The sequence below is a fragment of the Streptomyces tatrensis genome (assembly GCF_049310065.1).
Taxonomy (GTDB): Bacteria; Actinomycetota; Actinomycetes; order Streptomycetales; family Streptomycetaceae; genus Streptomyces.
In genome coordinates this window covers 1657566-1669740 of the sequence record NZ_JBMDLB010000011.1, presented here as the reverse complement: position 1 = coordinate 1669740, position 12175 = coordinate 1657566, and the positions used below count along the sequence as shown (strand labels likewise).

Here is a 12175-nt window from a genome sequence, read left to right as displayed (position 1 = left end):
GGGGGCGCGCGCACTCGGCCCGACCACACGCGTGTGTAGTCGAAACCGAGATGCGCTCCCAACGGCTCCGCATTGCGGGGCTCAGCGAATCTCGAAGGGGTACAGCCTTTTGATGCTTGTCTCTGCTGCTGCTACTGAGGGCCACTGACTGACCGGCGTTGGGTTGCCGATCCAGTGGTTACGGAAGGCAATCCAGCTTTCCGTGGCCGGTAGGCGCTCATTCGATTGCCCTTCGGTGACTCCATAGTACACCGGGCGGAAGGGTCCCCAACTGGCCCTGGATCTAGCTCTAGTGAGGAGGTTTCATGGCCGGACGAGGCCCAGCGCCGAAGGATCCCGCTCGACGCCGCCGGCGTAACGCGGGGGAGCCGGAGACGGTGGTCACCCCCGATGACGAGATGCGTGGCCCAGAGCTGCCCACGGGGGTTCTTGGCATGGACGAGGCGACGGGCGAAGCCCTTCCCTGGCATCCCATGACTCAGCTTTGGTGGGACTCCTGGCGGCAGTCGGCACAGGCGCAGACCTTCGTAGAAACTGACTGGCTCTTCCTGATCGACACCACCCTCATGCACCACACGATGTGGGCCAAGGGCCGTTGGGAGTTCGCCAGTGAAGTGCGCCTTCGGGCGGCCAAGTTCGGCGCTACGCCGGAGGACAGGGCGCGCCTGAAGATGAAGGTCGATGACCCCGCGAACGCCCCTCAGAGGCCCGCACAGAGCCCCGGGAATGTGAGTGACATCAACAGTCGTCGCGCCCGTCTTACCGGTTAGGAGACCGCGTGCCGCGCGTCTACAGCGCGGGAAGACGCATACCAAGCCTGGATTGCAGCTCTAGCGCATCCATCTGGAGATCCTCGCCCGTAACCTCCGCAAGGTCGCCGAGCAACGCCACAAGGGCCTCAGCCTCCCCGCGGGTGAGAAGCGGGAGGCGCTCGCCGGGCCGATCCATCGGGACGTCATCGTCATAGCTCGTGTTGGAGACCATGCCCATGCAACGGGAGCTCGTCCCGCTGGTCACGGTCCGTCGCCTTCAGCCTCATAGACATGTGGCTGTCCGCCCTGCCACGCGATAGCCGACGAGTCGCCGAAGACTGGGTCGTCCGGGTCGGGGAGATCGATTCGGCGTAGGAATTCGATCAAGTCCCGATCGCTGTGAGCCACGCCAAGCACAGTGTCGACGCCCCGGATTCGGATGACGACACGCTGGCCGCCCGTCGGGGAGATCCGGTGTACGAGGATCGGGGCGTGGTCCATGCCTCCAGCCTGACGCGTGCTGGCCCGTGGGGCATCCCGAAACCTAGACGTGCAGGGCATGGTGAAGCGCCCGCCTCCAGCAATGGAGACGGGCGCTGGTTGCTGCTGGTGTTAGAGCTGCCCGCCCTTGACGGCGTCGACGAAGACGTCCCACTGGGAGTCACCGAAGACCACGGCAGGACCGGCGGGGACCTTGGAGTCACGGACGGGCATGGCGCCTGCAACGCCGAGGGCCACCTCTACGCAGTTGGCCGCGCCTTCGCTAAAGCTGCTCTTCGTCCAGGTAAGGCCTGCGGTGGACGCATTGGGGATGATCGTCGTCATTTCAGATCCTTCATGATTCTTGCGGTGAGGTCGGCTGACTTGTCGAGAGGCAACGCATGCGCCCGGAGGTGCTCAAAGGCGCTGTTGCAGACCGACACGTCTGCGGCGTCTTCAACGTACAACGCGGAGACGAGGTGCTCGACAAGGACGACGTCAAGGTCCGCACTCTCAGGGAAGCGAAGCACGGTGAAGGGGCCGCTCATGCCGGGATGCGGCGACGCAGTGAGCGGCATGATCTGTATTGAAACGTTGGACAGCTCCATCTGTTCGAGCAGATGGCCGAGTTGTGCACGCATGACCCGGGGAGGCAGCTCCGGATGAAGCGCCGCTTCGTGGACAATCGCCCATACTTCCAGCGGTGTCGGACGAGTCAGTACTGACTGACGAGCGAGCCGCACCTGAGCCAGCGCGTCTACTTCCTCAGCGGTCAGCGTCGGATTGATCCCCGCGATGGTGGCCCGCGCGTACTCGACGCGTTGAAGGAGTCCGGGGATGAGCTGAGTCTGATAGGAGCGGAGCGACTGTGCGTCGGACTCCAGGCTGATCAGCTCCGCGTACGAAGGCGAGATGACGTCCTGATACGTCTGCCACCATCCGCGCTGCGAACCTGCCCGCGCCAGTGCCACCAAGACGTCCCGCTTGCCGGGCTCGGTCACGCTGTAGACATCGAGCAAGGCCGCGACGACTTCCGGCTTCACGCGCAGCTGTGCCCGCTCCACGCGGGAGAGCCGCGGGCCGTCGTATCCGTGACCAACTTGCCGAGCGACATCGTCCAGCTTCAGGCCGGCAGCCTCGCGCAGAGCGCGCAGCTCGGCGCCAAGACGTCGCTGGCGTACTGATGGTGCGCTCACGGCCTCCCCTATCTGATCGGTGCCTCTGTGGCTGCCCGTGGGCGCATGCTTCCACACCCTGGGGTCACCGCGCGGCGTGAATATACAATTTTGTAAATCATGGTCAGTCAGTTGCATTGCGTGCCTACAAGTGCCACGCTGAGTTTACAACCACTGAGCGTCACGGCTCGATTGCGGTGAGGGGTGCTTCATGTCCGTCGAACCCAGCACAACCGTTGAGGCGGAAGTCCTGCGCCTCTTCCCGAATCCTCAGCCGGTGTCTAAGTGCGACGTCTGCGCGGCGCTCTACAAGCAGCGGCTTGAATGCGTGAACCGCACCTCGCCGGAGTACAACCCCGCCCGTGCGGCGGAGCTCAATCACGAGATCCGCAATCACCCGCACCTGGGATGACGGATGTCCGGCGGGGGATACCGGTTCGACGAGGAGGCTAGTCAAGAGCTGGCCGATGTTGTGGCCTCCCGGATACGGGTGGCTCAGGATGTCGAGTGGCTGGAGGCCGCAACCGGCGCCGCGCTCGACGCCCTTGAATGGTGGACGGCGTCTACCAACTGCTCGCCACGCGAGCGCCCATAGACCCGCCGGCGGCCGTTCGCGGTCGACGTGCGGAGGGGCGGCAGGGCCCGGATTCCGGTTCGCCGGGGTGAGGTCGGGGCCCTGCCCGCTCCTTAGATCGGATGCACCAATCACACACGCTTCTCCACCACTGATCATGGAGGTAGAAATGTTCGTGCACTCGGACCGAATGCCGACCGGTACGCCGCTCCCGAACGGTCTCGCCACGGTGGCCCCCTGGGGGTTGCGGAGGATGACCCCGTACCCGGCCTTCGCGCCCTCGTACGGCAAGGTCGAGCTGGACCCGGTTACCCAGAAGGGCCGCTACTTTGGCGTCGACGGAAACGTCATGGAGATGCCGGGACACGGAACGAGCTCCGGCACCAACCCGGCTACGAACACCGGTAACCCGTCCGACGGGCAGGGTGGCGGCGGCGACACCGACACGGGCAACGACTCGGACCAGTGACTCGCACGGGTCCGGTTCTGGTCGTCACCAATCTGGACGACCCCACCGCTGACCTGGTGATTGACGAGCTGCACGGCCGGGATGTCCCGGTCGTGCGGTTCGACAGCGGGGACTTCCCCGCCACCTTGTCGCTCGTGGCCTACATGACGCCTCACGGCATTCAGGGGTCGCTGACGACCCCGACGCGGACCGCGGACTTATCCCGTGTGCGGTCGATGTACTACCGCCGGCCTTCCGGCTTCACCTTTCCGCATCTGCACGACCAAGACGCGCGCTTCGCCGTCACGCAGGCGCGATACGGCTTGGGAGGCGTCATGGCGTCCCTGCCGGGCTGCCTGTACGTCAACCACCCGCACCGCATCGGCGACGCGGAGTTCAAGCCATCCGGCCTGGCCGTGGCCGTTGAGTCAGGGTTCCGCGTTCCTGCCACGCTCTTCACATCGGATCCGGATGCGGCTCGACAGTTCATCAAGCAGTACCAATCGGTGATCTACAAGCCGCTGTCGACGCCGCTGTACCGGAACGAGACCGGCACCTCGTGCAGCGTGGCCGTTCTGGAGGTGGCGGCCGATGAGATCGACGAGGCTGTAGCCGGCACGGTTCACCTGTTTCAGCACCGGGTGGAGAAGACTGCCGACGTTCGCGTGACCGTGATCGGCGACGAGATCTTCTGTGTACGCATTGACTCCGACCTGTTGGACTGGAGGACGGATTACGACAAGCTCACGTACAGCGTCGTAGAACCTCCACCCGGCATCGCTGAGGCCCTGCGTGCCTACCTCTCCCACTTCGGGCTTGTCTTCGGGGCGTTCGACTTCGCCATCGACCGGACCGGGGCATGGTGGTTCCTCGAATGTAATCCGTCCGGTCAGTGGGCGTGGATGGAGCCTGAAACGGGCCTGCCTATGGTCGCCGCGATGGCCGACTTGCTCGAAAGGACAACGTCGTGAACGCCCATGAACAAGAGCTGCGTGCGCGTCTTGCCGCACAGCTCGTGGCCGGCGGGCAGCTTCGTACTGAGCCATGGCGGGAGGCCGTGGAGGCGGTACCTCGGCATGAGTTCCTTCGGGGCGGGTTTTTCGAGCGCGTTGACAACCCTGGACGTCCCACGGCCTGGACGCCGGTCATGCCCGATGCGCCGCTGTGGTTGGAGCGCTGCTACGAGGACGAATCCCTCGTCACCCAGATCGCGGGCACCATTGTGCCGGGGGATCTCCGGGGTGAGATCACGCGATCTCCGACGTCCTCAAGCACCATGCCGAGTCTCGTCGTGGGGATGCATGAAGACCTCCTAGCGGAGGACGGGCACCGAGTCATGGAGATCGGCTCAGGTACCGCGTACTCCACGGGTCTGATGTGCCATCGGCTGGGGGAGGAGCTTGTGACCTCGATCGAGGTCGACGCCGACGTGTCCGGCCGTGCCGGCGTATCCCTGGCTCGAACCGGGTTCCATCCGAATCTCGTCGTCGGGGACGGTCTCCTTGGCCACAACGACGGAATCCTGTACGACCGGATCAGCGCCACCTGCGGCATCGTCACGCTTCCGTACGCGTGGGTCGAGCAGACCTGCCCTGGCGGGATCATCCTGGCCACGATGTCCGGCTGGATGTACTCCTCCGAGTTGGCGCGGCTCACGGTCAACGAGGATGGCACCGCCTCCGGGCGGTTCCTCGGAGGTCAGATCTCGTTCATGCTCGCCCGGCCTCAGGCGCCGCCCCCGCTCGGCGTCCTCCCCGATATGAGTGAGGGGGTGGAGCGTTCCGCGCTTTTGGGTGCCGATGTACTGGACGATTGGGACGCCCGATTCGTCGCTCAGGTTGCGGCCCCTCGTGCCCAGAGGTTCAGCCTCGACCGTGATGGGCGCACGGAACACGTCTTGATCGACGTGGAGGTGGGATCGTGGGCTGTGCTCTACGAGGACGGTGGACGGTGGATCGTCAGGCAGGACGGACCCGCCTGCCTGTGGGATGACATCGAAGACCACGTCACGCGGTGGCGCAACGCTGGCTCTCCGACGTTGGACAAGTTCGAGATCACGGTGACGCCGACCGGTCAGACGATTGCCTGGCCGGCCTAGACAGCTGGCAACAAAGTCCCGGTCATCTTCGGATGGCCGGTACTTTTGTATACCCGCAGGTCAAGCCGCCAGCATCCCATGCAGGTTGCTACTGCTTGCGAACAGCCAGCAACTCGGCACTGACGCTGATCCGTTCCCACAGCGTCCGCCGGGCTCGGGTGAGCTCGGGACAGCCGGGTACCGAGCGCGGGGCGGGGCTTATGGGGCATGGGGACACCTCGCAATCAATCAAAGGGCAGTACGGGTTACTGACCATCAGTCATGAAATGGTTAGTGCGGTCCGGCATGGTGCCGAGCCAGCGAGGAGACGGGCATGACTGAGACCACACTCCCGCCGGATAAGGACGACACAGCGCCGAAGCCGACGAAGTCGGGATACAACCCGCACAGCGAGGAGTCGGAGTCAGCACAGCACACGCAGAGCGAGCAGCCGGCGCAGTCGGAGGTCGAGGACAGCCGCGACTAGAGCCAACGATCCGCCCACGCTGCCCCGGTCCGGACCTTTCAACTTCCGTGCTGGGGCGTCGTGCGGCCCGATCGTAATTCCGGAGCCCCAGAGCTGACACCGCGCCTGCCTGCCCCAGCACAGCACGCCGACGTGTACCGGGGCGGAGCCACGTTCGCGGGGTGTACGGACTCGAACCGTGTTCTTCCGCCACGTTCAGCCCCGGGACCCACCGGGCGCCTACTGCGGTCTGCGGGCGCACCTACACGCACGCCTTCCGCCCTGTACAGGCTTGGTCGGGACCGGTACGGGGCGGTGCTGTGAGCCGGGCGTGACTCCGGCGGGTTGAAGATCGTTGGTGGGGCATGAACAACACCAAGCGCGTACTTGCCGCCGTGGCCCTCGCGGGGGCAGCACTGTCGGTCGCCACGTCAGCGCACGCAGCCGATCCGGTGCCGGTTTCGGGCAGCAATTGGCTGGTCACCGACATCGGGTTTGGTCCCGAAATTGAGTCGGGGGATCACGACTTCTACCCGAACGGGGGCACGTACCAGCCCGGATGTTCACTTCCTGTGGCAGGCGAAATCGTTGCCTGCAATCACGAGCGGTAGACCCGCTCGGGACTGGTCTAGAACGGCGGACCAGCGGCCCCGAAGTCCTCGCGCGTTTTGAGCTTGTGGCACGGACGGCAGAGCGGCTGAACGTTCCCGTCCGTGTCCGTCCCGCCAAGCGCGACGCCCTCACCGACATGGTGGGGGCTTTCGCATGTCCGCAGGTCAGGCGGCAGTCGTCACATGCAGGTTGCTACGGCTTGCGAAGGCGGTGCGGTAGGCGGTGACGCCGACCACGGCCAGCCACTGGGGACGCAGGAGTTCCACCTTGGCCGTCAGGATGCGGCCGCCCTCGCGGAACTCCTCGGCGCTCAGCTCGTCGGCGCGGGCCGTGGCCCGGGCCACGACGTTCGTGATGCCGAGGCGGTACGTCGGCAACTCGTCCTGCTCGTCGGGGGACAGGAGGCGCGGGGTGAAGCCCGAGAGGTGGAGGACCGGCCAGAAGCGGTTGCCGGGGCGGGCGAAGTGGTGGCCCGTCGCGGCGGAGAGGAGGCCCGGGTTGATGCCGCAGAACAGCACACGAAGACCGCCCGTGACCACGTCCGGGAGGACGCGGTCACGGGCGGAGCCGAGCTCTTCGGGGGTCAGAGGATCGACCCCGGGGTGTAGGCCGCGGCCTCGGGGTGCTCCTTGGTGATCTCCTCGATGCGCGAGACCACCACGGCGACCTGATCGCCCGCCGCGCCGGTGAAGGACAGCTTGTCGGCCATCAGGGCGTCCAGCTGGGCCCGGTCCAGCGGCATCCGCTCGTCGGCGGCCAGCTTGTCCAGCAGCTCGTTGCGCTCGGCACCCTGCTCGCGCATGGCGAGGGCGGAGGCCACCGCGTGCTCCTTGATGACCTCGTGGGCGGACTCGCGGCCCACCCCGGCCCGCACGGCGCCCATCAGGACCTTGGTGGTGGCGAGGAAGGGGAGGTAGCGGTCCAGCTCGCGGGCCACGACGGCGGGGAAGGCGCCGAACTCGTCCAGGACCGTCAGGAAGGTCTCCATCAGGCCGTCGAGAGCGAAGAACGCGTCGGGCAGCGCGACCCGGCGGACCACGGAGCAGGAGACGTCGCCCTCGTTCCACTGGTCGCCGGCCAGCTCGCCGGTCATCGACGCGTAACCGCGCAGGATGACCATCAGGCCGTTCACGCGCTCGCAGGAACGGGTGTTCATCTTGTGCGGCATCGCGGAGGAGCCGACCTGGCCGGGCTTGAAGCCCTCGGTCACCAGCTCGTGACCGGCCATCAGGCGGATCGTCTTGGCGATGGAGGAGGGCGCCGCGGCCAGCTGGACCAGGGCGGTGACCACGTCGTAGTCGAGGGAGCGCGGGTAGACCTGGCCGACCGAGGTGAAGGCCTGGCCGAAGCCGAGGTGGGCCGCGATGCGCTGCTCCAGGTCGGCCAGCTTCGCGGCGTCGCCGCCCAGCAGGTCGAGCATGTCCTGCGAAGTGCCGACCGGGCCCTTGATGCCGCGCAGGGGGTAGCGGGTCAGCAGGTCGTCCAGGCGGCCGTACGCGACCAGCAGCTCGTCGGCGGCGGTGGCGAAGCGCTTGCCCAGGGTGGTCGCCTGAGCGGCGACGTTGTGGGAGCGGCCGGCCATGACCAGCTCGGCGTGCTCGCCGGCCAGCTTGCCCAGGCGGGCGAGGACGGCGACCGTGCGGTCCCGGGCCAGTTCCAGCGAGAGCCGGATCTGGAGCTGCTCGACGTTCTCGGTGAGGTCGCGGGAGGTCATGCCCTTGTGGACGTGCTCGTGGCCGGCGAGGGCGTTGAACTCCTCGATGCGGGCCTTCACGTCGTGCCGGGTGATCTTCTCGCGCTCGGCGATGGAGGCGAGGTCGACGGTCTCCAGGACGCGCTCGTAGTCGGCGAGGGCCTCGTCGGGGACCTCGATGCCGAGATCCTTCTGGGCGCGGAGCACGGCGAGCCACAGTCGCCGCTCCAGCGTCACCTTGTACTCGGGGGACCACAGGACGGCGAGCTCCGCGGAGGCGTAGCGGCCGGCCAGGACATTGGGGATGCGGGGCTTGGCAGTCACGTGGATGGATTCTACTTGGGCCTCGGCTGTGCGTTTACGCAGGTAGGGGACCCGGCCGGGATTGTGCCTTGCTACGAGAGGGAACAGGGGTGGACGAGGGGCGGGCGCAGGCCCCGCGGGCTAGACGAGCCGGTCGGCCGGCGGAGCTTCGTACGGCCGGAGTTCCGGGCGCTTGGCGGGCCGGCCGTCCCCGCTGGAGCGGCCCGTCAGACGGCGGCCGACCCAGGGCAGCAGGTGCTGCCGGGCGAAGCTGAGGTCCTGCGAGCGGCGCGCGGCCCAGCCGGGAGGGGCGGTGGGCGGCAGTGCGGCGCTCCAGTCCGCCTCGGGCGGCAGGCCCAGAGCCTGCCAGACCGCCTCCGCGACCCTGCGGTGGCCTTCGGCCGTCAGGTGCAGCCGGTCCACGTCCCACATCCGCTGATCGCCGAGCACGGAGGACCCGTACAGGTCGACCACGAGGGCGCCGTGCCGCGCGGCGAGCTCCTCGATGATGACGAAGAGCTCCTCCATGCGCGGGCGGAAGCGTTCCATCACGGGGCCGCTGCGGCCCGGCGAGCGCATCAGGACCAGCGTCCCGCAGGAGGGTGCCAGCAGGCCGACGGCCTCCTCCAGGTGCCCGCGCACCCGGCCCATGTCCACCTTGGGGCGCAGGGTGTCGTTCAGCCCGCCGACCAGGGTCACCACATCGGCGCCCATCCCGGCGGCCGCGGGCGCCTGCTCCCCGGCGATCTGCCCGATCAGCTTGCCGCGGACCGCGAGGTTCGCGTAGCGGAAGCCCGGCTCGCGGGCGGCGAGGCGGTCGGCGAGCAGATCGGCCCAGCCCCGGTAGGAGCCGTCGGGGAGCAGGTCCGACATGCCTTCGGTGAAGGAGTCGCCGACCGCGACGAAACTGGTGTACCGCACATTCATCTCCATGGCGGGAGCGATGCTACCGCCCGGTACCCCGGCCCCGCACGCGGGACCGGGGGAGCGGGCGCAACGCTCCGCGCTACGCCGAAGCGGGCCTGCCGAACAGCTCCCGCAGCACGTCCTCCATCGTGACCAGGCCCGTCATGACCCCGTCCGGCCCGAGCACCGCCGCCAGGTGCGTACGGCTGCGCCGCATCGCGGTCAGCACGTCGTCCAGCGGGGTCTCCGCGCGGACCTGCGCGATCGGCCGCAGCGCGCCGACGGGGAAGGGCTCGTCCCGCTCGGCCGCGTCCAGGGCGTCCTTGACGTGCAGGTACCCCAGGATCCGGCCCTGTGCGTCGATCATCGGGAACCGGGAGTACCCCGACTCGGCCGACAGCCGCTCCAGTCCGGCCGGTGTGATGCCCTCGCGGGCCGGAACCACCCGGTCCGCGGGCAGCACCACATCGGTCACCGGCCGCCGCCCCAGTTCCAGGGCGTCGTGCAGCCGCTCGCTCGCGCGGTCGTCGATGAGTCCCGCGTCGGTGGAGTCCTTGACGATCCGGGCCAGCTCGTCGTCCGAGAAGGTCGCCGCGACCTCGTCCTTGACCTCCACCCGCAGCAGGCGCAGCAGGGCGTTGGCGAAGGCGTTGATCGCGAAGATCGCCGGCCTCAGCCCCCGGGTCAGGGTCACCAGCGGCGGACCCAGCAGCAGGGCGGTCCGTACCGGCTCGGCCAGCGCCACGTTCTTCGGCAGCATCTCGCCGAAGAGCATGTGCAGGTACGTGGCCAGGGCCAGCGCCACCACGAAGGAGATCGCGTGGGTCAGCCCGGACGGCACCCCGAAGAAGTCGAACACCGGGGTCAGCAGGTGGGCGATGGCCGGCTCGGCCACCACGCCCAGCACCAGGGTGCACAGCGTGATGCCCAGCTGGGCGGCCGCCATGAGCGCCGACACGTGCTCCAGGCCCCACAGCACGGCGCGCGCCCTGCGGTCACCCTGCTCGGCGTACGGCTCGATCTGGCTGCGCCGTACGGAGATCATGGCGAACTCCGCGCCGACGAAGAAGGCGTTGACGACCAGGGTCGCCAGGCCGATCAGCAACTGGACGGCGGTCATCGGGCCTCCTCCACACCATCACCGGCGGTCGGGCCGGCCGGCACGTGCAACAGCACCCGCGCGGCCCGCCGCCCGCTCGCGTCCACCACGTCCAGCCGCCAGCCGTCGAGCTCCAGGCTGTCGCCGACCAGCGGGATGCGTCCCAGCTCGGTCGCTATCAGGCCGGCCAGCGTCTCGTACGGGCCGTCCGGCACGCGCAGCCCGATCCGCTCGAGCTGGTCGGTGCGCGCGGAGCCGTCCGCGGAGAACAGGGCGCGCCCGGAGGCGTCCTCCCCGGCCGGGGCCAGGTCGGGGGTCTCGTGCGGGTCGTGCTCGTCGCGGACCTCGCCGACGACCTCCTCGACGATGTCCTCCAGCGTGGCCACACCGGCCGTACCGCCGTACTCGTCGATGATCACGGCCATCGTCTGCCTTCCGGACAGCCGGTCCAGGAGCCGGTCCACGGTCAGCGACTCCGGTACGAGGAGGGGCTCGCGCAGCAGCGAGGACACGGGGTGGCTGTGGCGCTCCTCGGCGGGCAGCGCCAGTACGTCCTTGATGTGGACGGTGCCGACGACGCTGTCGAGATTGCCCCGGTAGACGGGGAAGCGCGACAGCCCGGTGGCCAGCGTCGCGTTCGCCACGTCCTCGGCGGTGGTCTGCAGCTCCAGGGCGGTGACCTGGACCCGCGGGGTCATGACGTTCTCGGCGGTCAGGTCGGCGAGGTTCAAGGTCCGCATGAACAGTTCGGCGGTGTCCTTCTCCAGGGCGCCCGCCCTCGCGGAGTGCCGGGCCAGGGCCGCCAGCTCCTGCGGGGTGCGCGCCGAGGCGAGCTCCTCCGCGGGCTCCATCCCGAACCGGCGGACCATGTGGTTCGCCGTGGTGTTCAGATGGCTGATGAGGGGCCTGAAGGCACGGCTGAAGACCCGCTGGAAGGTGGCGACCCGTTTGGCGACGGCCAGCGGGGAGGAGATCGCCCAGTTCTTGGGCACGAGCTCGCCCACGACCATCAGGACGACGGTCGACAGCACGGTGCCGAGGATCAGGGCGGTGGTGGACGCCGCTCCGGCGGACAGGCCCATGGCCTCGAAGGGGCCCTTGAGGAGGGCGGCGATCGAGGGCTTGGAGATCATGCCGATGACCAGGCCGGTCACGGTGATGCCGAGCTGGGCGCCGGAGAGCTGGAACGTCAGGCTGCGGACCGCGGCCAGGGCGCTGTCGGCGCCGCGCTCACCGCGCTCGACGGCCCGTTCCAGTTCGCTGCGCTCGATGGTGGTCAGCGAGAACTCGGCCGCGACGAAGACTCCGCAGGCAAGGCAGAGCAGCAGCGCCACGACGAGCAGGAGCACTTCGGTCATCGGTCCTTCACCTCCGTCCCATGATCAGCCAGGAGGAGGGGTGTCGCGCGCTGTCGCGGACGGGAAGGGAGGGGACTGGGAGGCTCGCCCATGGACGGACGCTCACACCTTTCGTTCGGGGGGAGGTGGGGAACAGCTGCCTACATGGTAAAGGAAGGGCAAAGTGGGCGGATCATTCTTTTGGGTGGGGCCGTACGGCGGGCCGTGGAGCGGAGCCGTGTGGCGGAGTCGT

At 68.1% G+C, this 12175-nt stretch carries 16 protein-coding genes and 1 pseudogene; 7 read left to right on the top strand and 10 right to left on the bottom strand.

Features of this window, described 5'->3' with window-relative positions; all coding sequences use genetic code 11:
* Positions 1-305 precede the first annotated feature (305 nt).
* Positions 306-770: a phage terminase small subunit gene (locus tag ACODT5_RS23225; RefSeq protein ID WP_479685666.1), complete on the top strand. Its 465-nt coding sequence runs from the start codon at positions 306-308 to the stop codon at positions 768-770.
* Positions 771-789: 19 nt separating this feature from the next.
* Here the strand turns inward: ACODT5_RS23225 and ACODT5_RS23220 are convergent, their stop codons facing one another.
* The 4 genes from ACODT5_RS23220 to ACODT5_RS23205 all read right to left on the bottom strand — a co-directional run bounded on the left by ACODT5_RS23220 (position 790) and on the right by ACODT5_RS23205 (position 2428).
* Positions 790-1017, bottom strand: coding sequence for a hypothetical protein (locus tag ACODT5_RS23220; protein WP_422521229.1), 228 nt, complete (start codon positions 1015-1017; stop codon positions 790-792).
* Positions 1014-1253: a hypothetical protein gene (locus ACODT5_RS23215; RefSeq protein ID WP_422521228.1), complete on the bottom strand. Its 240-nt coding sequence runs from the start codon at positions 1251-1253 to the stop codon at positions 1014-1016. Before ACODT5_RS23215 ends, ACODT5_RS23220 begins: the two co-directional genes overlap by 4 nt.
* Before the next feature lie 111 nt (positions 1254-1364).
* Positions 1365-1577 carry a DUF397 domain-containing protein gene (locus ACODT5_RS23210; RefSeq protein ID WP_422521227.1) on the bottom strand — a complete coding sequence of 71 codons (213 nt, stop codon included), beginning with the start codon at positions 1575-1577 and terminating at the stop codon, positions 1365-1367.
* On the bottom strand, positions 1574-2428 hold the full coding sequence (locus tag ACODT5_RS23205) for a helix-turn-helix domain-containing protein (protein WP_422521226.1): 855 nt from the start codon (positions 2426-2428) through the stop codon (positions 1574-1576). The genes ACODT5_RS23210 and ACODT5_RS23205 overlap by 4 nt, the downstream gene beginning before the upstream one ends.
* Positions 2429-2618: 190 nt before the next feature.
* Between ACODT5_RS23205 and ACODT5_RS23200 the strand changes: the two genes are divergently transcribed.
* From ACODT5_RS23200 to ACODT5_RS23175, 6 genes are all read left to right on the top strand, one after another.
* Complete coding sequence (locus ACODT5_RS23200) at positions 2619-2819, top strand: hypothetical protein (protein ID WP_422521225.1); 201 nt, start codon at positions 2619-2621, stop codon at positions 2817-2819.
* 331 nt (positions 2820-3150) lie between these two features.
* The gene (gene tgmA / locus ACODT5_RS23195) at positions 3151-3450 is read left to right on the top strand and encodes a putative ATP-grasp-modified RiPP (protein WP_422521224.1); all 300 of its coding nucleotides are present in this window, start codon (positions 3151-3153) and stop codon (positions 3448-3450) included.
* On the top strand, positions 3447-4400 hold the full coding sequence (tgmB, locus tag ACODT5_RS23190; RefSeq protein ID WP_422521223.1) for an ATP-grasp ribosomal peptide maturase: 954 nt from the start codon (positions 3447-3449) through the stop codon (positions 4398-4400). The genes tgmA and tgmB overlap by 4 nt, the downstream gene beginning before the upstream one ends.
* A complete protein-coding gene (tgmC, locus tag ACODT5_RS23185) occupies positions 4397-5527 on the top strand; it encodes an ATP-grasp peptide maturase system methyltransferase (protein WP_422521222.1) in 1131 nt (376 codons plus the stop codon). The genes tgmB and tgmC overlap by 4 nt, the downstream gene beginning before the upstream one ends.
* A 313-nt stretch (positions 5528-5840) precedes the next feature.
* A complete protein-coding gene (locus ACODT5_RS23180; RefSeq protein WP_422521221.1) occupies positions 5841-5993 on the top strand; it encodes a hypothetical protein in 153 nt (50 codons plus the stop codon).
* 344 nt (positions 5994-6337) lie between these two features.
* Positions 6338-6583, top strand: a complete 246-nt coding sequence (locus ACODT5_RS23175) for a hypothetical protein (protein WP_422521220.1) — start codon at positions 6338-6340, stop codon at positions 6581-6583.
* A gap of 17 nt (positions 6584-6600) precedes the next feature.
* Here ACODT5_RS23175 and ACODT5_RS23170 read toward each other — a convergent pair whose 3' ends face one another.
* The 6 genes and pseudogenes from ACODT5_RS23170 to ACODT5_RS23145 all read right to left on the bottom strand — a co-directional run bounded on the left by ACODT5_RS23170 (position 6601) and on the right by ACODT5_RS23145 (position 11943).
* On the bottom strand, positions 6601-6747 hold the full coding sequence (locus ACODT5_RS23170) for an HNH endonuclease (RefSeq protein ID WP_422525007.1): 147 nt from the start codon (positions 6745-6747) through the stop codon (positions 6601-6603).
* Between the two features lie 31 nt (positions 6748-6778).
* Positions 6779-7171, bottom strand: a pseudogene (locus ACODT5_RS23165) (mismatch-specific DNA-glycosylase); the annotation flags it as partial.
* Positions 7168-8601 (bottom strand): adenylosuccinate lyase, encoded by a 1434-nt coding sequence (gene purB, locus ACODT5_RS23160; RefSeq protein WP_422521219.1) that lies wholly within the window; start codon positions 8599-8601, stop codon positions 7168-7170. The pseudogene ACODT5_RS23165 and the gene purB, both read right to left, overlap by 4 nt.
* Before the next feature lie 120 nt (positions 8602-8721).
* A complete protein-coding gene (locus tag ACODT5_RS23155) occupies positions 8722-9513 on the bottom strand; it encodes an SGNH/GDSL hydrolase family protein (RefSeq protein WP_422521218.1) in 792 nt (263 codons plus the stop codon).
* Positions 9514-9586: 73 nt separating this feature from the next.
* Entirely contained in the window at positions 9587-10606 is a 1020-nt protein-coding gene (locus ACODT5_RS23150) for a hemolysin family protein (protein WP_422521217.1), read from the bottom strand.
* Complete coding sequence (locus tag ACODT5_RS23145; protein ID WP_422521216.1) at positions 10603-11943, bottom strand: hemolysin family protein; 1341 nt, start codon at positions 11941-11943, stop codon at positions 10603-10605. The genes ACODT5_RS23150 and ACODT5_RS23145 overlap by 4 nt, the downstream gene beginning before the upstream one ends.
* Positions 11944-12175 lie beyond the last annotated feature (232 nt).

Bases quoted from the DNA above. Each gene is read 5' to 3' on its own strand.
- ACODT5_RS23225 (WP_479685666.1), top strand. From the start codon at position 306: ATGGCCGGACGAGGCCCAGCGCCGAAGGATCCCGCTCGACGCCGCCGG.
- ACODT5_RS23215 (WP_422521228.1), bottom strand. From the start codon at position 1,253: ATGGACCACGCCCCGATCCTCGTACACCGGATCTCCCCGACGGGCGGC.
- ACODT5_RS23210 (WP_422521227.1), bottom strand. From the start codon at position 1,577: ATGACGACGATCATCCCCAATGCGTCCACCGCAGGCCTTACCTGGACG.
- ACODT5_RS23200 (WP_422521225.1), top strand. From the start codon at position 2,619: ATGTCCGTCGAACCCAGCACAACCGTTGAGGCGGAAGTCCTGCGCCTC.
- tgmA (WP_422521224.1), top strand. From the start codon at position 3,151: ATGTTCGTGCACTCGGACCGAATGCCGACCGGTACGCCGCTCCCGAAC.
- ACODT5_RS23180 (WP_422521221.1), top strand. From the start codon at position 5,841: ATGACTGAGACCACACTCCCGCCGGATAAGGACGACACAGCGCCGAAG.
- ACODT5_RS23175 (WP_422521220.1), top strand. From the start codon at position 6,338: ATGAACAACACCAAGCGCGTACTTGCCGCCGTGGCCCTCGCGGGGGCA.
- ACODT5_RS23155 (WP_422521218.1), bottom strand. From the start codon at position 9,513: ATGGAGATGAATGTGCGGTACACCAGTTTCGTCGCGGTCGGCGACTCC.
- ACODT5_RS23150 (WP_422521217.1), bottom strand. From the start codon at position 10,606: ATGACCGCCGTCCAGTTGCTGATCGGCCTGGCGACCCTGGTCGTCAAC.
- ACODT5_RS23145 (WP_422521216.1), bottom strand. From the start codon at position 11,943: ATGACCGAAGTGCTCCTGCTCGTCGTGGCGCTGCTGCTCTGCCTTGCC.